18 protein-coding genes are annotated in these 21,299 nt (G+C 58.2%); 8 read left to right on the top strand and 10 right to left on the bottom strand.

Annotation, left to right across the window (positions count from 1 at the left end; translation table 11 throughout):
* Window positions 1-221 precede the first annotated feature (221 nt).
* The 4 genes from CA85_RS02180 to eboE all read right to left on the bottom strand — a co-directional run bounded on the left by CA85_RS02180 (window position 222) and on the right by eboE (window position 7,636).
* Window positions 222-668 (bottom strand): hypothetical protein, encoded by a 447-nt coding sequence (locus tag CA85_RS02180; RefSeq protein WP_146389636.1) that lies wholly within the window; start codon window positions 666-668, stop codon window positions 222-224.
* Between the two features lie 596 nt (window positions 669-1,264).
* A complete protein-coding gene (locus CA85_RS02175; RefSeq protein ID WP_146389635.1) occupies window positions 1,265-2,680 on the bottom strand; it encodes a DUF1501 domain-containing protein in 1,416 nt (471 codons plus the stop codon).
* An 8-nt stretch (window positions 2,681-2,688) separates the two neighbouring features.
* The gene (locus CA85_RS02170) at window positions 2,689-5,553 is read right to left on the bottom strand and encodes a DUF1553 domain-containing protein (protein ID WP_146389634.1); all 2,865 of its coding nucleotides are present in this window, start codon (window positions 5,551-5,553) and stop codon (window positions 2,689-2,691) included.
* A gap of 838 nt (window positions 5,554-6,391) precedes the next feature.
* Complete coding sequence (gene eboE, locus CA85_RS02165; RefSeq protein ID WP_146389633.1) at window positions 6,392-7,636, bottom strand: metabolite traffic protein EboE; 1,245 nt, start codon at window positions 7,634-7,636, stop codon at window positions 6,392-6,394.
* Window positions 7,637-7,797: 161 nt separating this feature from the next.
* On the opposite strand from eboE, the gene CA85_RS02160 reads away from it, so the two are divergent.
* Window positions 7,798-9,051, top strand: a complete 1,254-nt coding sequence (locus CA85_RS02160; protein WP_146389632.1) for a competence/damage-inducible protein A — start codon at window positions 7,798-7,800, stop codon at window positions 9,049-9,051.
* A 130-nt stretch (window positions 9,052-9,181) separates the two neighbouring features.
* On the opposite strand, the gene CA85_RS02155 is transcribed toward CA85_RS02160, so the two are convergent.
* A complete protein-coding gene (locus tag CA85_RS02155) occupies window positions 9,182-9,970 on the bottom strand; it encodes an RluA family pseudouridine synthase (protein ID WP_146389631.1) in 789 nt (262 codons plus the stop codon).
* A 122-nt stretch (window positions 9,971-10,092) separates the two neighbouring features.
* Here CA85_RS02155 and CA85_RS02150 point away from each other — a divergent pair, with 122 nt between their 5' ends.
* Window positions 10,093-10,413, top strand: a complete 321-nt coding sequence (locus CA85_RS02150; protein WP_222435384.1) for a hypothetical protein — start codon at window positions 10,093-10,095, stop codon at window positions 10,411-10,413.
* Between the two features lie 177 nt (window positions 10,414-10,590).
* Here the strand turns inward: CA85_RS02150 and CA85_RS02145 are convergent, their stop codons facing one another.
* A complete protein-coding gene (locus CA85_RS02145) occupies window positions 10,591-11,019 on the bottom strand; it encodes a cold shock domain-containing protein (RefSeq protein WP_146389629.1) in 429 nt (142 codons plus the stop codon).
* A 74-nt stretch (window positions 11,020-11,093) separates the two neighbouring features.
* Complete coding sequence (locus CA85_RS02140; RefSeq protein WP_146389628.1) at window positions 11,094-11,837, bottom strand: YqgE/AlgH family protein; 744 nt, start codon at window positions 11,835-11,837, stop codon at window positions 11,094-11,096.
* Between the two features lie 172 nt (window positions 11,838-12,009).
* Between CA85_RS02140 and pdxH the strand changes: the two genes are divergently transcribed.
* Entirely contained in the window at window positions 12,010-12,753 is a 744-nt protein-coding gene (pdxH, locus tag CA85_RS02135; protein ID WP_146389627.1) for a pyridoxamine 5'-phosphate oxidase, read from the top strand.
* Window positions 12,754-12,781: 28 nt separating this feature from the next.
* Here the strand turns inward: pdxH and miaA are convergent, their stop codons facing one another.
* Window positions 12,782-13,876: a tRNA (adenosine(37)-N6)-dimethylallyltransferase MiaA gene (miaA, locus tag CA85_RS02130; RefSeq protein WP_146389626.1), complete on the bottom strand. Its 1,095-nt coding sequence runs from the start codon at window positions 13,874-13,876 to the stop codon at window positions 12,782-12,784.
* Window positions 13,877-13,991: 115 nt separating this feature from the next.
* Here miaA and CA85_RS02125 point away from each other — a divergent pair, with 115 nt between their 5' ends.
* The 5 genes from CA85_RS02125 (at window position 13,992) to CA85_RS02105 (ending at window position 18,824) form a co-directional block, all read left to right on the top strand.
* Window positions 13,992-14,555, top strand: coding sequence for a GNAT family N-acetyltransferase (locus CA85_RS02125; RefSeq protein WP_146389625.1), 564 nt, complete (start codon window positions 13,992-13,994; stop codon window positions 14,553-14,555).
* A 297-nt stretch (window positions 14,556-14,852) separates the two neighbouring features.
* A complete protein-coding gene (locus tag CA85_RS02120) occupies window positions 14,853-16,196 on the top strand; it encodes a leucine-rich repeat domain-containing protein (RefSeq protein ID WP_146389624.1) in 1,344 nt (447 codons plus the stop codon).
* Window positions 16,197-16,326: 130 nt separating this feature from the next.
* A complete protein-coding gene (locus CA85_RS02115; protein WP_146389623.1) occupies window positions 16,327-16,872 on the top strand; it encodes a DinB family protein in 546 nt (181 codons plus the stop codon).
* Between the two features lie 42 nt (window positions 16,873-16,914).
* On the top strand, window positions 16,915-17,937 hold the full coding sequence (locus tag CA85_RS02110; RefSeq protein WP_146389622.1) for an ion transporter: 1,023 nt from the start codon (window positions 16,915-16,917) through the stop codon (window positions 17,935-17,937).
* 71 nt (window positions 17,938-18,008) lie between these two features.
* Window positions 18,009-18,824 carry a zinc ribbon domain-containing protein gene (locus CA85_RS02105; RefSeq protein ID WP_146389621.1) on the top strand — a complete coding sequence of 272 codons (816 nt, stop codon included), beginning with the start codon at window positions 18,009-18,011 and terminating at the stop codon, window positions 18,822-18,824.
* On the opposite strand, the gene CA85_RS02100 is transcribed toward CA85_RS02105, so the two are convergent.
* Both CA85_RS02100 and CA85_RS02095 read right to left on the bottom strand, forming a co-directional pair.
* A complete protein-coding gene (locus CA85_RS02100; protein WP_146389620.1) occupies window positions 18,803-19,363 on the bottom strand; it encodes a hypothetical protein in 561 nt (186 codons plus the stop codon). The two genes, CA85_RS02105 and CA85_RS02100, sit on opposite strands and share 22 nt — an antisense overlap.
* Before the next feature lie 6 nt (window positions 19,364-19,369).
* Complete coding sequence (locus CA85_RS02095) at window positions 19,370-21,088, bottom strand: hypothetical protein (RefSeq protein WP_146389619.1); 1,719 nt, start codon at window positions 21,086-21,088, stop codon at window positions 19,370-19,372.
* Window positions 21,089-21,299: the final 211 nt, after the last annotated feature.

The raw sequence follows: 21,299 nt of genomic DNA, 5'->3' as shown, positions 1-21,299 counted from the left end.
ACGGAGGAGAACCTGCCGTTGATGCCGAAAAATCGATTGAGTGTTTAGCTGGGACAATATATGGAGATGGGCCAAAACAGGGACCGGATTCGCGACCATAGTGGGCACTGTTTACCGTCGCAGGACGTTCTTCACAGCAATTGTTTCGTTCGTACTGGCACTCTGACACGAGACCGCATCGAGCAGTCCACCGCACCTCCGTCAACACCATCGCCGCATGGTTACTCGGTCCCATCGGACCTGCGATTCACTTCCTTCACGAGCGCAATTTCCGCGTCAATTCTCGCCACAGCGCCGTCGGTTTTCTCACGAAAGCTCACATCTCCGGTTAGGTACCGTTCTGCTAACTGAGACTCATTGGTTCGGCGGTTTTCCACGATACTCTCTCGAATCTCAACTCGCTCAGCAGCGGACTCGGCGAGCATCCACTCCGCATGAAGCAACTGAAGTTGCGCGTCAAGCACGTCGCGACCGTGGAACACACCCTGCGCGAACTGCGCTTCCGCATACGTGAGATTGCTCGCAAGAACGTCGCGTTTCTCCGCGAGAAGCTCTCGAACCCGAGCCGCCGAGTCCGGCCCGGAGTTCTGCCCCGACGTGGCGGACGCCAACATAAAGGTGGCGAAAGCAAGAGTAGCGGCTAGCGAGATTGACTTGAACGAAAACATACACTGTGCTCCGAGATCTCGGGATACGAAAGGTGATCCAGCCACTTGCCAGAGGCGGGCTCTGCGAACGTGATTCAACCCCAGCTTAGCAGCGCACGATCAATTTCTGTCGTAGTGGACGAGGCGACGAGCTGGTCATTACCCACAAGTATCCCGAAAGGGATGATAGAAAATAGTCGTAGGTCAGCGCATCGCCACCTACGGTTGTTCGTTGAAGATGGAGCGTCGACCCCGAAGTGGGTCGCAGACCTCGTCGTGAATGACCTTCAACCCCATTCGGGCTTGGCACGTGTGTTTCGCGGCGTATCCGGTGGTATTCGCGTGCGCTCGACCCCCGGCTATTCTCTTCAACGCCTTCGGCGTAGGAAAACTTGCGGGTAATCAACAGCTCGTCGCCTCGCCCACTACTAAAACCGACACTTATTCATCGTGTGTTGCTTAGTTACCTTTTCTCGCCACGGGGCATCGGATTCCAAACGCGTTTAAATGCACAGTATGTGGCCCTCATCTTCTTCCTTCTTCGGCTCGCGTGAGACTCGCCATCTATTGAGCACGGTTCGCCTGACGACGGGCATTGTCGTAGCTGACCGGATCGCTCAAGAGAGGACGTCTTGGACGACCCGGCCGTGGACGTCGGTGAGGCGGAAGTTACGACCGGCGTGTTCGAATGTCAAACGTTTGTGATCGAGTCCGAGTTGGTGCAGAAGAGTGGCGTGGAGGTCGTGCATGTGAACGCGGCCTTCAACGCCTTGAAAGCCAAACTCGTCGGTGGCACCGTGCGAGCGGCCCGGTTGGAATCCGCCGCCAGCTAACCAGACAGTGAATCCGCGTGGGTTGTGATCTCGACCGGTCCCATTGTTTTGCGCATAGGGCGTGCGTCCAAACTCACTACCCCACCAGATGATGGTGTCCTCGAGGAGACCACGCTGTTTCAGATCCTGCATCAGTGCGGCGATGGGTTGATCGACAGCCTGAGCATGATCGGCGTGTTTGGGTAGATTGGAGTGTTGATCCCAAGCTGGGTTGGCAGAGTTATCACCATAGTTGACTTGGATGAACCGGACTCCTGCTTCACAGAGCCGACGGGCCAGAAGACAGCGTTCGCCATAGCGTTTCGTTTTCGGATTGTTGAGCCCATACATGTTCTGCGTGTGGGCTGTTTCGGTGGAGAAATCGAGCACTTCCGGTGCGACGCCTTGCATCCGCCAGGCGAGTTCGTGAGACTCGAGGGCGGCTTCTAGTTCAACGTCATGAGGCCCACGGCGTTGCAGCTGGCATTGGTTGAGTTTTTGCAGCAACGCAAACTGCTCACTCTGATCGCGATCCCCCAGACCTGCACGTGTCAGACTGTCGATGGACAAGGGCCCTCCGTTGGCATTGCCCAATGCCGTGCCTTGAACCTGAGGCGGTAGAAAGGCACTGCCATAATTCCTCGCTCCGCCATTGCCCACCGATGGGGCGATCGAAACGAAACCGGGGAGATTTTGGTTTTCACTGCCTAAGCCGTAGAGTGCCCAGGATCCGAACGAGGGACGGATAAAGTTGGTCGCGCCACAGTGCAGAAACAGCGTAGCCGGACCATGGGCCACGCCTTCGGTGTGCATCCCATGCAACATACACATCTCATCGATGTGCTCGGCCATATTGGGGAAGAGTTCCGAGGCCCAGCGTCCGGATTCGCCGTAGCGTCGAAACTTCCAAGGCGATCGCATTAGACGGTGTTGGGTTGCCTGACCGGTTTTGGCCAATTGACGCGAATCGTCGAAAGTGAGTTTCTCGCCATCGCGATCAGCCAGCAACGGCTTGTAATCGAACGAATCCACCTGGCTGACTCCGCCCTGCATGAACAGGAAGATAATCCGTTTGGCTCGCGGTGGATGGTGCAGCGTCGGAGCGAGATCGGCGGCGGCGGGTGATTGAGAACCCGCCAACAGTGAGTTCGCTGCGAGTGCCCCAAAGCCGCACGCAGTAACCTGCAGCATTTGACGGCGGCCAGAATAATATGGAAGCATGTCGAGTCCTATTCGAGATAGCGGAAATCGAGCGAGGCGAACATTGCGTGCACCAGCAACTCCATCGATTCGTCATCCTTGGGATCACCGTGGCGATGCAAAAACGCTCGGCAGGTGGCGATCTCCTCTGGTGTCGGCGATCGGTAGAAACACTCCTGATAGAGCGCTTCGATTAACGTCTCATCATCGCTAAGATTGCTCTGTGAACGAAAATGATCAGCGGCCGCGGTTGCCCGCTCCACGACCCAAGGATGATTCATCAGCACGAGTGCCTGCGTCGCGACGGTACTTTGTGAACGGTTTCCCACCGAGACACTTGGGTCAGCGAAATCAAAGGCTTCAAACATCTCGGGCAATGAATTGCGAAAGACGGGTTGATAGAGACTTCGCCGCGTCGATTGATGCTGATACCCGTAATCCGATCGGGTGCCAGGACGAATCAGCGACCCGCCCTGGGTCCGGTCCAGTTCCCCGCTGATCGCCAGCATCGCGTCGCGAATTTGCTCAGCCGAAAGTCTCCGAGTCTGGCCGCACCAATAGAGTTTGTTGTCGGGATCGATGTCGCGTTGTTGATCTTCTGGAGAAAGGCAGCGTCGACGATAGGCCTCCGATTGCACGATCGTGCGTACTAAGTGCTTGGTCGACCAGCCACTGCGTATCAATTCAGAGGCCAGCCAATCCAGCAGTTCCGGGTGCGTTGGCGACGAGCCCGTGGTCCCAAAGTTGTTGACCGAGGCGACAAGGCCGCGCCCCATCAACCAACTCCATACTCGATTGGCGTAGACTCGTGCGGTCAGTGGATTGTCTGCCGACGAGAGCCAATCGGCGAGCTCGCGTCGTCCACTGGACTGCGCCGCAATCGCAGGGGTCTCGCCAATGGCTGTTAGCACGCCTCGGGGTACCACTTCGCCCAAGTGATGGACGTCGCCGCGGATGTGGATCGCGATGTCTTGCGGCGGCTCATTCTCGATCAGCGTCATGTAGCGTGGACGCTTGCCGAGTTCAGCTTCGAGTTCGGCCTTCTCTGCCTGGAGGCTCTTGATCTCACGTTGGAGCTTAGCCTCAGCAATCTGCTCAGCGGACGGCTCGTTCGCATTCTCCGCGGCATCCTCGCTCGGTAACCCGTCTGCGAGCGATGCGACCGGCAGGAACTGGACCGCGTCAGCGATCACGTGACCATTGGCTGCTTCGTTACTGACCAAAACGAACGCTTGGCCATCCTGCTCAAATCGAAACGTGCCCAGTGAGATCCACGTGTCTTCCTGCGATGGTTTCTTCCGCTGGTTGATACGGAGTTTGGATTCACCGTCGGCGCTGAACACTCCGACCAACGCGTTGCTGGCTCGGTTCGCCCCAGGCGTGTAGGCCATCCGCACGATGTAATCGCCAGGCGTCAGGGAAGGTGGTTCGAAGGTGGCGGATTTTTCGCCCTGCCCGGTTGCTCTGTCGTGAAGATAACTGCTGCCAACAAATCGCCCCACAGACGTCGATTCGACCCACTGACCGACGAGAGCTGCGTCTCGACTATCTACCACCACGCCAGCGAGATCGGCGACAGAGATGCTGCGTTTACCGGAGACCAGCTTGGTGTTCGAATTTTTTTGAGCTGCAGTTAACTTGCGCTCAGTCGCCGCCAGCTGACTCGCGATCGCATCAAAACGGGCCGCTTCGTCCTCGGGAATCGGCAAGGGCCGCTCCACCCACTTCGACACATTGGAATGCTTGAGGGCCACCGTTGAGCTCATGATGCCCGCCAGGGCATAGTAATCGCTGGTTGGAATTGGATCGAACTTATGATCATGACACCGGGCGCAACCGATGGTTTGCGCTAGAAAAGCACGACCGATGACTTCCAATTGCTCATCGATGTAATCCATCTCCAATTGGTCCTTATCCTGCTTCTCTAGATTCGTGTTTCCTAAGGTCAGGAATCCCGTCGCGACAGACTGCGTCTGATGCTGGTCGACGCTGTCATGAGGCAGCAGATCGCCCGCAACTTGCTCGCGAATCATCTGATCGAACGGCCGATCCTCGGCGAAAGCGGTGACCAAGTAATCACGATATCGCCACGCCTCAGGCAGAATGAATCCACGCAGCGTGATCGACTCCGCATACCGTGCGACGTCCATCCATTTCCGGGCGAAATGTTCACCGAAACCAGGGGAATCCAACAAACGCTCGACGGTCTCGTCGTAAGAGACATTCTTATCTCGGTCGTCGCCGTGCGGAGGCAACCCTGTTAGATCAAAAGTCAAACGTCGTACCAGTGCGTCATGGTTCGTAGCGGGAACCGCAGTCAATCCGGACTCCGCTAACTGACGGTTGAGCAGCTCGTCGATTCGCGATCCCTTCGAACCAGTCGTTTCGCTGCTTTCGGGTAGCGGTTGATACGCCCAGTGCTGTTGAGCATCTTCGACCGACATGGACGAAGGAGGCTGCGTTTCGGTCCCCGTTGCCTCGCGAGGATCGGTCGCGCCGTCGTCGATCCATTTTTCGAAATCCCGGATCACACTCGCTGGCAAAGCTCCTTCGGGCGGCATTTGCAAATACGGGTCGTCATAGCGAATCGCCTGCATCAGGAGACTGTCACTCGATTTTCCAACCGTGATCGCCGATCCTGAATCGCCGCCGGCTTGCCAACCGTCACGTGAATCGAGCAACAGACCGCCACTCGCCTCAGTATCGGCAGCATGGCACTCCATGCAGTGTTCGACGAGGATAGGACGAATTTTTGATTCAAAGAAATTAACTTTAGCAGCGTGTCCTGCTGCACTCGTCGGGTCGCCGGATTGGGCGACGGCGATCCCGCCGGGGAGCGTGGCTCCCGTGAGGAACGTCCAGGAGGCAATCAAAATTTTGAGGTGGGCACGCATATTTCAGCAGTGGTTCAGCGCTAAGGTGGGACCGCAGCAGTCTGCGGCAGTGGTTTCTGAGTCACCCAAAAGGCTGGTGTTGCGAGGCCAAGCACCCCGCTAAATCGCTCGTCCGCCTTCTACGCGACCGACCCAGCATACCGTAATGAACCGGCACGTGCAAAAAAATGGGGGGCATCCACGTTGAGCGTGGGGAGATCCAATGCACTTGGCCCAACGCAGCCTGGCCGAGCAATTGCAATTGTTGTCAGGCCGGAGGCCGACACATCCCCTGCCGTTGGCGCCAGCTCACGTCAAAGCCGATGGTAGCCCGACGCATCAGCGAGGAAAATGCAGTGTTTTGCGTGGCGAACAAGTGATCTTCGCTGACGCAGCGGGTTACCAAGACCGCTTCGCGGTCGAAAGTAGATGGCATTGGCCGTAAGGCCCCGAGTGGTGGCGTCTATCCGGCCACTTAGCAATGCGTGTTCAATAAGTGGCGAATTTTTCGAAAGCTTTTCTGTGGTCGACAAGTCGACGAGCTGGAGATCCTCCACAAATTCTCCTACGCCGAAGGCGTTGAAGAAAATAGCCGGTGGTTTGAGCGTCAGCGAACACCACCTGATAGGTCGCCAAAAGCAAACGCTAACCCCGGATGGGGTGGAAGATCATTCACGACGGGATACTTCTGGGTATCCAACAGCTCGATGCTTCGTCCAATACGACACGTATTGTTCCCGCGCTCCTTGCACGTCTCGGCTCAATAAAGCGACGCCCGGTAAGGCCCTCGGTTCATGGTGGGGGTACCCGGGCGCGCGCGGGGTAGGAGGAGATCAGTGAGGGTTCGCAGGAGGCATGATCAAAGTAGATCGTCGACCCAGTCGAGTTCGTGGGCGATATCGACTGCCAAATCGCCAGAACGCATCTCGTCGGGAAGGACGGACCAGGCGTAGGTTTCCACCTCCAGGTGCCCAGTGAATTCGAGCGGGCGATGGGACGATGTTTCCTGGGACGGAGAGGCCGAGAGCTGCTCGACGGCGTCGAGAGTCTCACCGATCTGGTCCTGCGTGGTCTTCAAGAACCCGAATTCTTTCATGAACACGGGCACGTGGAAATGAATGACCCAGCGTCGATCGGTCACGGGAGTTACGGTGGTTTGGTCAAGAAGCTCGGGGAGGTCTTCGGCCAATTCGAATCCACCGTCGGCGAGCTGACGCCCGGTTTGGTGCAGGTATCTGTCTTCGGCGAAGGAGCGTAGTTGTTCGAGGGTGGCGGCGTGATCGGAGGGATCAATCGACTGCCAATCGGCAACAATCGCGCTGCTGACTTGGATCTTGCCCAGCACGATGCCGGCATCGGCGTACTGTTGCAGCGTCGCTCGTTGATCTTCCATCATCACGGCGGAATGACAGACATCGTGACAGACACCGATGTATCGCCGGTGTGTGGGGTCGGGCAGCTGGGTCTGAAACCACTCGACGAGTTCTTCAGAGCGTTGGAGCAGACAGCCGGGCTCGGGTTCGATGGCAACGATGATCCGCTTGCCGGTACGATTCTCTAGCATCCGCAGGTCTTCGGCCAGACGGCGGAAGTTAGTACCCGCATGATGCACCTCCTCTTCACTGGCATCCCTCCAACGGGGCTCTCCCCCATCGGATTCGAATTCGTCAACCTGCCGCGGCCAACCGATCGGTAGAGTACTGATCGTTCCGGTCGTGGTTTCCTCGGGCAGTAGTTCGGCGAGCACTTTGGCAAGATCACGCGTGAACGAAACACGCGCATCCGTCCACCACGTGGGGAGATAGACGTCGTGCTTGACGCGTTCTTTGTGGAAGTCCTCGAAAGGAAAACCATTGATGGTGTATGCCAACAGATCGTTCTGCTCGATCGCTTCGACGAGCGGCGGCATGCCCTGTCGTCGCAGCGTCCGGCAGGCGGGCTGCGGTAACCATAGTCCCACACCGAGGCGATCCTTTGACTGCCACCGCCGAGCGACTTCGGCGGAGATGTCATTGAGCGTATCGCAGATCTGGGGAACCTCGGTACCCGCATGAATATTCGTGCAATAACCCAGTGTCCAATGGGCGCGTGAATCGGATCGCATGGAGAAAAAACTACCTTATCGAATGCATTGCCATAGGGAACATTGCCGTGAGTTCCGCTACGAAGTCGTAGAGCGTAAACTGCCGAGCCCCGCTTGTCGCCCCGGCAAGGTAGTTTCCGCTCACGCCGTATCCCATCCACCTTCAGCAATCGTGCACTCCTATGGCTCATCTCACTGCAGAAATCATCTCGATCGGTGATGAAATGACCAGCGGCTCTCGGCTGGACACCAACACGGCATGGATCAGTCGCCGGCTGGCGGAACTGGGGGTCGAGGTTCACTTCCATAGCACGGTCGGCGATACTTTGTCGCACAACATCGACGTCTTTCGAATCGCTGTGCAGCGTGCCGATCTCGTCGTCGCGACAGGTGGGCTCGGACCAACGCGTGATGATCTGACCCGTGAAGCGATCGCCGAATCGCTGGGCATGCCACTGCAGTTCGATGCGGATTCGTTCGCCAGAATTGAAGCCATGTTCACTCGCCGCGGGCGTCAGATGCCGGAGCGAAACCGCAGGCAAGCGATGTTTCCCCGCGGGGCCAATCCAATTCTCAATCCGCAGGGCACCGCACCCGGTGTCGACGTCGTCGCCACACGGCCGGACGGGTCGACCTCACGGATCTTTGCTCTGCCAGGCGTGCCCGCCGAGATGACGCGAATGTTCGATGATTCGGTTGCCCCCGCTATTCTCTCTATCGCTGAGGGGGGCAAGCACATTCGCAACAGCGTGATGAAGTTCTTTGGACTGGGCGAAAGTGATATGGAACAAAGGCTGGGCGAGATGATTTCTCGCCAACGGCAACCTCGGGTGGGGATCACCGTCAGTGCAGCAACGATCTCGCTACGCATCTCGGCGCTCGCCGACAGTGTCGCCGAGTGTGAGGCGATGATCGCAACGACGCATCAGGAGATCATGCAGCGTGTCGGTGATCTGTATTTTGGAGATGGCGAAACCTTCGAACAGCAGCATGCCGTCGATGCCCAACTGCGAGACCGAAACGAGCGATTGTGTGTGATCGAACTCGGCCACGCGGCCCCACTGGGCGATTGGTTCGCTGCCCTCGGGGATTCTCCTGTCCTTGCCGGTGGTTTGTCATTGGTTGGCAATGCGGAACTGCGACATTTCGCCGGCCTGGATACCTCTGACGCTACGCACCAGGACTGCGTGCAGAAGATTGGCGAGCGTTTCACAGCGGACTGGATGGTTGTCGTCGATGCGTACCCCGATCTGAATCGGCTCAAAAACGACGTCACGCCCGCGTCGGACGTCACCTTTTCAGTCGGGCATCCCGACGGCAGGTTGACGTCGCAGACCGAGAACATTGGTGGACACCCCAGCATCGTGCACGCTCGGATCGCCAAGGCGGCACTGCAGTACCTGCGTCAATGTCTCGCCGAAGCAACATGCCGATGAACCGCGTAAGAACGGGAACTTAGCAACACACGATGAATATGTTTCGGTTTTAGTAGTGGACGAGGCGACGAGTCCTGCGGCTTTGGACTCGTCGCCTCGTCCACTGCGACAGAAATTGATCGTGCGTTGCTTACCAGCTCAGTGCATCGATCTTTGCGAGCAGTTCGCGGGACCGCACGCGGTTCCAGTCCACGGGCAGGGGAGCGACGAATGTCATCGGCTCGCGCCGTGTTGGATGTTCGATCGTCAGCCGGTGGCTGTGCAAGGCAATCCCGGTTGGCCATGGCGTCTGGCTGCCGTACTTGCGATCGCCGAGAATTGGCCATCCTCGCGCCGCCAGCTGGACACGGATCTGGTGCTTCCGCCCCGTCAGTGGGGCGATCGCCAGCACACTGCTGTGATCACTCGAGGCCAAGGTTTGAAACAACAGCGACGCGGCTTTCGCGTCCTCGCGAACGGTTCGTGCGGCTCGCATTCGGTGTGCGTCATCGTCCTTGTAGAGAAAATCATCGAGCTGGCCTCGATCGGCCAATGGCGCGCTACGATGTGGCTCAGCTCGAGCGACCGCCAGGTAGGTTTTCCGAATCGAAGGTGGTCGATTCTTTCCCCCCGCTGGCTCGCCTCCGCCCGCTGGTTTGCCGGTCTTGCTATTGAGGTCGCGCGCGTGGCCGGCAAACTGGGCGTTCAATCTCGCAGCCGCTTTGCTGGTCCGGGCCAACACGATCACCCCAGAGACGAGTGAATCAAGACGGCTGACGATGCCCACGTACACGCCGTGGGGCTTTTCGTATTTTTCCTTCAGGTAGGACCCCGCTAGGCTATGCAAGGTAGCCCGGTCGCCGTCACCCATCGTGGCTAATCCAGCGGGCTTATTGACGACGAGCAGGTGATTGTCTTCGTAGAGGACGTCGAGCGGCATTTTTTCACTACGGGAGGTATTGTTTGGATTAGAATGGACGGCTGTCAGCAGCGACAGAACGGTTCACGTTGGCTCGGGCAGGCTTGCTCGCGTGCCGAACCTGTTCGTTTCGTTGAACGAAATTGACGCCCGCTGCGACGTATCCCAATTCGGTTCCTCTCCTCGATTGCCGCCCCTCGCCCATGATTCTCTTCATCTGCTGGGTTGTTTTTACTCTCGTTCTGATCATCGCGTTCACCGTCGCGGCTGTTCTGGAGAAGCGAAATCAAGATCCGCCAGCGGTGACCGAAGAGCCGCTTGATGAGAGCTACGAAAATAGCGATTCGATGGAAGACGAGGACGTGGTGGAGGAATTCGAGGGTGCGGAAGAATTTTCTGACCAACCTGCCGGTGACGCTGTGGCAGCGGACGATTTCGCGGCCTTTGATGAAGAGTTCAAGTAACCGCCAGGTGAACTGCGTCCATGGGGGGGGCGAGCCGATTTGCAAGTCACCACCAGCTTTTCTACGTCGAGGGCGGTAGCGAAAATAGCTAGCCGTTTGAGCGTGGCGAATACCACCGGAAACGTCCGCACCTGCTCAGCGGGGCCGGCTCCCATCGAGAACGCCTCAATGGACTGATTAAGAGCCGTCGTCAGCACTGTCTTCGCGCCACGTGGGACGTTTGCGACGGGCACGCGGGTGGTGGAAGACTATTTCGTAGGGCGAGTCGCTGGCCTTGAGTTTGCGACCAGACGGACGGTGCGTTGGACGCACGACCTTCGCCCGCAATTTCTGGGTCGCTTCATAGTGATCGTCGTCCAGTTCAAACTCGACGTACATCTCGTTTTGGGGGACGATGCGCGGATCGCCGTCCCAGGACATCTTGTGAAAAAACACGTCTTCGCGAAAATCTTCGGCTTGGATAAAACCGAACTCACCATCATCGCGAATGTATTTGATTTCGCCCAAACGTTTCTTCTGGATTCGAAACGGCTTCTTCTTTTCTTCGTCATCCTCATCGCGTGAGCGACCACGCGAAGAAAAACCAGACAGCGGGCGCTCAGACACAGGAGTATTTACTAGCTAGATGGGTGGAGGAGGGGTGACGCCGAGCGAATCGACGTCACGCAATAACGATGATCTTAGTTGAGTAGATGAGCATCGGCAACGTGTTCGGTCCCCAACCAACGCGAAACACTACCTGCGGTCGCAGCGCGAATCAGTTTTGGCCACAGCCATTCATCGGCGGTGGAGAGAATGTCATTGGTCGCACGGATCCGATGCCACACGCCGTCTTCAATCTCGTTGGACAATTGGTACTGAGACCAGCCCAAATGGCCAACGATCAGCCGATAGGGCACCGGCTGTTCGGCTTGCAAGAGAGCTTCGAGATAGTCGCGCTGCGCGGCCACGAAGATCCCTTCGCCCGCCTCGGCTTCAGCGAGGTGCTCGGCGCCGTGCACCGCCACGACGGGTCCAGAGAGTGGGCCACCAAAATACAACGATTTTCCTGCGAGGATCTCACCCGCCTCAGGATCCCCAGAGGGTCCCGTGAACGCGACAGCGTGCTCGGCTGGAGAATTGGGCGAGCTGACGGAATCGGGTGCGTCGTCCGCGGCCTCATCGCCCGAGAAATCAACTGCATCCGCCTCGGCGGGCGTCTCAAATTGCGACAGGCGATTCGTCGGATTCGAGTTTGGCAGCTGGATTTCGCCCGGCAGCTCCTGGTTTTGGGGAGACTGAAACAATCGCATGGGCCGATTGAGCATCACGCCTACTGCGGACTCCTCGTCCTCATAAACGAGCAAACACACGCCGCGATTGAGTACCGTACCGTCGACCTCAGTCGTCGCTACCAACAGATCGCCCACTTGGGAATTTCGCACGTTAGAACCTCAATAGAAAAAGAGAATTGCTGTGTGAGCCACCTTGGCAGGCACCCTCACAACAATTCCGATAAGGGGCAATTGGCGCGCCAAAGCATCTTTGTTTCATTGAAAATGCTTTCTCCCCAGCCTGATGGGGAGCGAGCCTCGACCTGGATTTTTAGGATAAATCATGAATTCATCGCCCCACGAAGCTCCGCAACCAGCGCGTATCGACCAGATGCGGCGAGACTACACGCTCGGTGGCCTCGATATTCAGGACGTCCACGACGACCCGCTGGTTCAGTTCGAACTCTGGTTTGCCGAAGCGACCGGACGCCCCCACGATGCCCATCCGGTCACCAGGGAGTCCGTTGCCCAGGAGGCAGGCATCCCGGGCTGGTTCGAGCCCAATGCGATGACACTCTCGACTACGACCGCAGCGGGAGATGTGACCAGCCGCACGGTATTGCTGAAGGGAATCACCTCGAAACAATTCGTTTTCTACACGAGTTACGAGTCCACCAAGAGTCGCCAGATCGCGGCCAATGCGAACGTGAGTCTCTGTTTTTTTTGGCCGCATCTGCAGCGTCAAGTGCTCGTGTCGGGGCGGGCCGAACGCACGGATCGAGAATCTTCGACGGCCTATTTTCAATCTCGCCCCTACGAGAGCCAACTCGGTGCTCACGCGAGCACGCAGTCGTCGACGATCGAGTCGCGTGAGATCCTCGAGCAGCGGATGGCTGAGCTGGCCGAAAAGTACCCGCCCAATACGACCGTCCCGCTGCCGGAAAAGTGGGGCGGATATGCGGTGACACCGGTCGAGATCGAATTTTGGCAAGGTCGCACCAATCGGCTGCACGACCGCATTGTGTACACGCGGCCTTCCGACGCAGGGCCGCAGACGCCTTGGCAGCTCTCACGGCGGTCGCCCTAGCACAAACACTTGAAAGTGCATGACCTCTTCAGCGGGCGGTGTGGGTCCACACACTGTGGCTTTTTATGGCACCTACCATCTCCTGCACCAATGTCTCGCTCGGTCGCCGATTTTCCTCGTCTTCACAGTGTGTTGCGATGCCGCGGAGCTCGCCCATGGAACGAAACCATGTCTCTTGGCGGCGGGCGAGTCTCCGGGTATGGAAGAGCACTTGTTCAGCAACCGCCGACCAATCCGGTTTCGTCTGTGGCTCAGCCAACCACTGGCGAAACTCGTCGCTCTGCAGCACCTCTCGGTAGCCAACCGCCGTCCCGGCCGTCCGAGACAGGGCGGGGTAGTCTGCGACCAAGGCTCGGATCTCATCGACGAGCCCGCTGGCAAACATCTCCTCGACTCGAGACGCGATTCTCCGGTGCAGCACGTGGCGTGGTGTCTGCAGGACGAAGGCGAGTCCCTCGTCGGGTCGGCGCTCGACATCGAACTGTTGTTGCCGGTGGCTGATCGGTGTTCCCGTTTGGCGGGCGAACTCGAGTGCCCGGATCATTCGTCGCACGTCGTGCGATTGAATCCGCGATGCTGACAACGGGTCGACTTGCTCGAGCCTTTGATGCAGCGCTGCGGCGCCATGTCGCTGGACATCTTCCATCACCGCCGCTCGGAACGCCTCATCGGCAGGCGGGCCGGGATCGAATCCCCGCAAAATGCCCTTCAAATACATCGGCGTGCCCCCGACGAACATCGGGCGATTGCCGCGTGCGTGAATTTGGTCGACGAGTTCATGGGCGGTCGCGAGGTACTCGGCGACGCTCGTTTCTTGATCGGGCTCGACGACATCGATCAGATGATGGGCGACGCTCTGTTGCTCCTCGGCCGATGGCTTCGCCGTGCCGATGTTCATCCGCCGGTAGACCGCGATCGAATCGAGTGAGATAATCTCAATTTGCGGCGGTGTCTCCCCGTTGGCCAGCACCGGATTAACCGGCAGATCTTGCATGGCTTGTGCGACCCGTACCGCCAACGCTGTTTTTCCCGACGCCGTGGGCCCAGTCAGGACGAGCGCCCGGTCCAACAGTGGCGGAAAACATGCGTTTTTATCGGGCGATGTCGATGGACGAGGCGTCATAGAAGGCAAATAGATAATCCAGTTTCGGTTTTACTCATGTGGTAGAATGCAGCTCGCCATCTGAGTCGAGGTTCTCAGTGTTGTGCAGAGGCCACGTTTGGGAAAGGGGATCTGAATGGGCATGACTTATTTTCGCCGCTACCGAATGGAGCTGGATCTGCGCGTCTTTCGTGCCCAATGGGATCAAGAGAGTTTGGCCTCCGCCGGCTATCAATTTGTCGGTTTCGAGGAGGGTTTGATTCGCGATCATGCCCAGGCGAAGTACCAGAGTTTTCGCAGCGAGATCGACGCCGACGTGTTTCCCTGTCTGGGTCGCCGCGATGGATGTCTGCGATTGATGCGTGAGATCAGCTCCCGGGCCACGTTTGTGCCTGGTTCCACCTGGTTACTACGCTACCACGACCGACCGGGCGGACGTGGAATGCCGGTGGGGACGATCCAGGGTTTGGAGGCTGAGGGATGGGGCGTGATCCAAAACATTGGTGTCATCGCTGAGCATCGCGGGCGTGGTTTAGGGCGACTTCTCATCAACCGAGCCGCTGCCGGGTTCCAGGCCGCTGGGATCGATCAGATGCACCTGGAGGTGACCACCGCCAATACCTCAGCAATCCGTCTTTATGAACAGATTGGATTCCAGCGAGCGCAGGTTGTCTACAAAGCCTGCGAGATCGCCGGGTAGAATCATCGTTTCGGGCCGTGCCAGGAGGTTCGGGACAAGGTGCCAGCGGTCCCTTCGCCAAGTCTGCCGCTGCTGCGACGATGTTGAGGGATGCCGCCGATTGGCCACGTTGCGTTTTCAGCAATAGCTTCTAAGTTATGGCGCTGTTGCGACCACGTGAGCCTCACCCCAGGCAGGGTGTGCCCCTCTCCGGTGAGGCCGTGAACCCGCACGACCAACGACTCGCCTCCCAAGGGGTCCGCTCCCTTTTCGGATAGGCGTTTTACTTCCACTCTGCATTTGCGAGACCCCACCGCCATGATCCGGCATCCCCTTCCCACCTTGCTGCTCCTGCTCGTTCCCGCCGCCCTCGTCCACACGGGCTGTCGCCGCGAATCGACTCCTCCGGCTCCGGAGAAGAGTGCCCAGACGAGCCCGAAGTCCGCAGTGCCCAGCAAGCCGGCGGCTCCCCAAGTCGAGCCGGATTCGCCGGTAGCGGTCGCAGCGATCGAGGAATCTGGATTCAATGTCACCAAGGATAGCAACGGCGTCGTTGTTGAGATCAGTGGTGGCAATGACAAGATCCAGGACGTGCTCGGCCAACTCGAGGGGGTCCCCAGCGTGACTTCGATCGCATTGATCGGACCCACTGTCGACGATGAGGGAATAGAGAACCTTGCCCACTTGAAGCAGTTGCAGCGACTCGACCTCACCGGCGCCGCGATCAGCGACAAGTCGCTCGAGACGATCGGGAAACTCAGCAATCTCATCGCACTCCAACTCCGCCGCACCGCCGTCACCGACGAAGGCCTCCAACAGCTCACCGGGCTGAATAAACTGCGGGCAATCGATCTTAGGAACACCAACATTGGCGATGCCGGAATGGCACCGCTGACGAAGCTAAGTTCGCTCGAGGATTTGCAGTTGGAAAAGTCGCAGGTCACCGACAAGGGGCTGGTTCAGCTCTCTCCACTGAAGCTAAAGTCGATCAATTTCAACTACTGCACCACGATCAGTAATGAAACGATGGCGATGCTCGGCAAGATGCCGTCACTGGCGTCACTGCAGGGTGACTACTCCAAGGTCGACGATGAGGGACTGGCGTTGATCAAGGACCTCACGAATCTCAAGCGACTTCGTTTGCGCGGATGTGACGTGACCGGCGAGGGGATCGAGCATGTCAAGGGAAACCCTAAGTTGGCCCGCGTCGAACTGCGTGATTCGTCCCTCGACCGCAAAGGACTCGAGGTACTCTCGTCGATGCCGACGATCACATTCCTCGACATGAGCGAGTGTCGATTGGCCAAGCCTGAAGACATCGCATTGGTTGGCAAACTCACCGGATTGACCTATCTCGGTCTTTGGGAAACCAAGACAAACGACGAAACGGTCGCCGCGTTCGGTGATCTGACCAAGCTCAAAGAGCTCAATTTGAAATCGGCATCGGTCAGCGACGAGTGTCTGCCGACGCTCATGAAACTGACTGCTCTCGAGCGGCTCAATGTGGCCGGGACTCAGTTCACCGATGAAGGCTTCCTTCAATTGGGGAGCCTACCCAATCTGCAGTATCTCAACGTGGCCAATACGAGCATCGGGTACGATACAATCGATGAACTGATTGAGAAGCACGAAGGGCTCGAAGTCGTCGACTTTGAAAACTGAGCGTCCCAACCTCACGACGAACCCAGCGGGCATCCGCATCGGCTATCATCTACGGAATCACCCATTGGAGTGGTAGCCTAGGTTTGTTTGCGTAACAGACAACTTGACCAGCAAGGAAAAGCTTTCATCGATGAACCGCAAGTCACGACGACCGAGTGAGCAGGATTTGCCGCTGCCCATTCACCGCTCCTACGTCGACAAGGTGGATGGTGATTGCGTGCTCAAAGTGCTCGCCGACCAACTTTACTGGATCTGTGACCTTGGCAGTTGTCTGTCGGCTGAGCTCGTCGATCGTGAGCACGCACCGTACACGTGGACCGTTCGTCAGGTGATGGAACACTGCGTCGATGCGGAGCGAATTTGGGGGGACCGGATGCTGCGGATCGCGGCGGGTGACACCACGAACTTGCCCGCGTGGGACGAGAATGCCTACGCCGCTGCCCGCTTTGGGCTGGGTAACCTCACCCACTTGATCAGTGAGCTAGGCAATCTCCGGCAGGCGAATCTGCTTTTGCTCGGCCGGATCGTTCCCGCCGCCTGGGACCAGGTCGGCCGGGTCGACTCACAGCCGCTGACACCGCGTGGGATCGCGTGGTTGGCCGCCGGTCACCTGCAGCATCATTTTGAGATCATCGAAGCCCGCTGCGAGATTTCCCCGCAACGCTTGCCCATGTAGTCCCCGCTGCCCATAGGCAGCAAAAATTGACTGGCGTCGCCTATGTCGAATCCGTCCTCCCCTCCGTCGCTTGAAAGCTCCTCGGCAGTGATGCGGCGGGCGGCGAGAAGACGGGTGATGCAGCGTCCCGAGCAGCCCGGGATTCGGCAGAAAATGTATGACATCATTTTTGAAGCCGAGTCAGCGGCAGGCCGAGCCTTCGATATCGGCCTGCTCGTCGCGATCATCACGAGTGTCGTGTTGGTTTCGGTCGAAACCCTGCCCCAGTATCAGGGCATCGAGACCGCCGTTTCTGACGGCGAACTCGTCAACACCGGCGAGACCACTGTTCCCGAACGCACCCCCTTTTGGTTGATCGCGGGCGAGTGGGGGCTGACGATTCTGTTCACGTTGGAATACGTCGCCAGGCTGTCGTGCGTCCGACATCCCATGCGCTACGCGACGAGTTTTTGGGGGATTGTGGATCTGCTCAGTGTCCTACCGAGCTATCTCGTGTTCTTTGTCGGCGATTCGGCGAAGTCGTTTGCGATTCTCCGCAGCGTGCGTTTGTTGCGGGTATTTCGTGTTCTGAAACTTTGGCGGATGATGAGCCAAGCCGATGAGTTGGCCGATGCGATCTGGAATAGCCGGGACAAAATTATCGTGTTTTTGTCCGTGGTGATGGTTGCCGTGACCATCAGTGGAGCGTTGATGTACCACATCGAGACGGTGATGGTCGACAATCCGCGTGACAGCGACTTCACCTCGATTCCCCAATCGATGTATTGGGCGATCGTGACGATGACAACGGTCGGATACGGCGATATTGTGCCTCATACCACGATCGGTAAGATTATCTCAGCCGTATTGATTCTGCTCGGCTACAGTTTGATTATTGTACCGACAGGATTCGTCAGCTCCGAACTCACACTGCAACGCAGTGGCGAGGCGATGGAGTTGCGTGCATGCCCGCAATGCGCCGCTCCACGTCACCACCGCGATGCCGAATACTGCTATCGCTGTGCAACGCACCTGGAACGCCAGGCACAACGATCTCAAGACAAACAGCCTATTCAGAACGGCTGAGAGCCTCTCAACCCGATTACAGTCCCGACCGGCTGCTTCTTTTCCTCTCACTTTCCTCCCCCTCCATTCTCATGCCCATTGCAGTGAAGTGTGGCTGTGGCAAACAGCTCAAGGTTCGAGACGAACTCGCCGGCAAGGCGATTAAATGCCCCGACTGTGCGAGTGTGGTCAAAGTGCCCGCTGGCGGTGGGGCAGCAGCCAAACCCCGCCCTGCCAAACCCCGGCCCACTGCACCTCGGGCTGCCGCCCCCGCACGTCCCGCACCGATGCCGGAAAGCTCCGAACTCGACGATCTTTTTGCCGAAGAGGGCATGGACCGAGAGATGGGCGCGGTCTGTCCAGCCTGCCGCAAGGAGCTGCCCCCAGGGGCGGTGCTGTGCACCAATTGCGGGTTCAACAAAGAGACGGGCGAGCGATTTGAGAAGCACCAAGTAGCCGGTGTCGACATCGACAAAGGAACCATGGCGCTCGACAAGGCCGAGCGGGACATGGACGAGGCGAAACGGCTGCAGAAGGAGATGATCGGCAAATCGGGCATGCCGGCCTGGATGCTGGCGCTGGTGCTGTTCATCCTTGCCAGTGCGATGGGGATCGCCGTGCTCGCGGTCAACGCCTCTCGGCGGGAAGAAGCCATTAACTTCAACCCCATGCAGATGTTCATGAATCTGGGTGGATCGGCGTTCTTGCTGGTAGCTCTCGGTGCCCTGTTGAGTCTGATCACCGTGGCCTTTCGCTCGGATACCAAACAGGGACTGCTGTCTCTGACGATTCTCTACCTGTTCGTATTCCCATTCAAATACGGAAAAGGCACCTGGAAGATTCTCGCAGTTGCGTTGATCTGCGGCGGAATTTCCGCCGCCTTTTTCTACGGTGCGTCCCGGATGTAGCGGACGTCGAATCGCTGGCGGATGGCCCCTGCCTCGTGTGTGACTCTCCCCTCGCCAATTGCTCCATGCTCGTCGTTGGGCGGGAGCGGGCGAAACGCTCCATGATCGAGCACACGACCATCCGGTGCCGGATCCGCCGGCATCTGCACGACGCAGAAGTCGTCGCTCCACGCGGCGCCGAGTTCGCCGGAGTCATCAATTTCTCCGTTGTCGTTGTCATCCCATCCCGCCCATCCCGGCTGGCGATCGCGGCCGGGAGTGATCCAAACGGGTAAACTCGCGTCCCAGAGGTCCGTACCGACGGGAACGATCTCGAACGAGCTCGGCGTGTTGATGGTGTGATGCCCTACCGGAGCGAAGGAGACTCGCCACGGCGTATCGTTCGCCTCCTTGGCCGCGGTCGATCCGATCTGCGTCTCGATCACCTGCCGGACCCGGTCTGCGGTAGCTGTCGTATCGGGCACGCCGGCGGCTAACCATAGCCCACGCCATCCGGCCAGGCACGCTACCAACGCGATCGAGATCCAATTCCATTTCATGGGCGGTTAACTTCCGTCGCGGAAACTATCGAAATACTGTTGAGTTTGGTCCCGTTCGTCACGCGGCAGCAATTGGTCATCGAGAGCGTCCTCTTCCTCGCTCATCGAGGCTTCGATCACATTCTTGATGGTTTCTCGAGTGATGCCTTTTCGGTTGGGGCCATCGGCGAACCCGGTGATCACGGCTCGGCCCCGCTTGACGTCACCTTGGACCTTGCTGTCGTAGGTATTGGTGTCTTGGTCGGAATCGTCACCCTCGCCCGGTCCTGGCCCCAAGCCACTGCCCGCCTGCAGACCACCGGTCCCGTTGCCGTTTTGACCCATGCAATGCTCGCAACCTTGACCGTTGCAGTTCTGGCAGTTCATCTGGTTCTTGGACTGTGCGAGATCATCGAGCGTTGATTGTAGATCCTCGAGTTCGCTCATCGCGCTCTGCATCTCACCGAGTTGTTCGGACATTCCCTCCATTTCTTGGGCTGCAGATTCCGTATCGCCTTGCTGCATCGCTTCGGCGGCATTTTCCATCGATTGAGCCATGTTCTGCATCTGCTGCATCTGAGCATCAGCAGCTTGGGCGTTATTGAGTTTCTGTTGCAACTTAGCAGCATCCTCACTGCGGCCCTCGCGTTTGGCTTGCTCTATCTGCTGCTGCAGCTGCTGTTTTTTCTGTTCATGTCGCTCAACGGCTGACTTCATCTGCTGGGCGAGCTGTTTGGCTTGGCCAGCGAGTTTTTCCTTTTCCTGTTCACTCAGTTGACCGTCCTTGAGCTTTTCAGCGAGTTTACGAAGCTCCTCGGCCGCTTGGCCAAAATCGCCACGTTGGATCTGATCGGCAATCTTCTGGGCCGGACCACCGCCGATGCCCTTCATCTGGGCGAGGGCCTTACGCATATCGTCGGGCGAGCCAAGCCTTCCCTTACGAGCCTCGATCTGTTCCTTGATATCATTGAGCTGGATCAAGGCGTCCTTGCGATCGAGTGAGTCGTTCTTGGTGATTTGGTCGAGTTGCTGTTCCATGTTCTCGAACAGAGCTCGGGCCTCTTCAAGGCCCTTGGCTTCGGAGGTGCGGCGCTGCTGCGAAACTCGCTTCTTCAGCTCCGCTGCGACGGTTTTGACCTGACGCACCTCAGCCGAATCCACTGAGTTGGCGAGTTGTTCGGCGGGAGTCGACGCCGGTTGCACCACGGCGATCATGACAGCGAGGATAGGCACGATCGAGAGGGGCAGCCAAGCCGCGGACCCAGCTCGTAGCGGGAACTTATCGGCAATTCGAATTGACTCGGCTTGTCGGGCGGCGTCGTCACGAAGGGCGGTGGCGAAGGACTGCGGACTGCCATCGGTCTGGGAAACGGCCAGCGAACTGCTCAGTCGCTCGTGGAGATCAAAGCGATGATCGATTTCCGCGGCGACTTCTTTCAGCGACGGGGCGCGCCACCATGCATGCAGGGCTGCCACGGCCACCGCGATCCCGACCGTCCCCACCAGCCAACCCACAATCCACTGGCCCGGTTCGATCGTGGGAGTACCGTCTGCAGAGGGCGCCATGCCCATTGCTGCGCAGAGCTGCGGCAGCGGAACAATTGCCATCGCGCCAATGGCAAGCGTGCTGACCAGCAGACTCACGAAAAGAGTGCGATTCAAGCTCCGACCGAACTGCCCCGCGATCATTCGTCGCTGCGCCTGACGGACTTTGCTCAGCACGATGGTATCGGTATCGGAAGACATTCGGAGGGTTCCCTGGAAGTGGACGAGCCAGTGTGCTGGGCGAATCGGATCACCTGGCTCTTGTCGCATTGTAGCGGAGTTCTGCCGCTGGCGCTAGGTTTCTGCTGAGCGGGTGGCCACGGCCAGTTGGGCTCTTAGGTGGGAGGGCGACGAGCTGGTCATTCCCCACAAAACCGGATCCCCTGTCAGCTTGTCTGACAGGAATCTCCGT

This window comes from Allorhodopirellula solitaria, assembly GCF_007859855.1.
Lineage (GTDB): Bacteria > Planctomycetota > Planctomycetia > Pirellulales > Pirellulaceae > Rhodopirellula > Rhodopirellula solitaria.
This window is presented reverse-complemented; position numbering and strand designations above follow the sequence as displayed.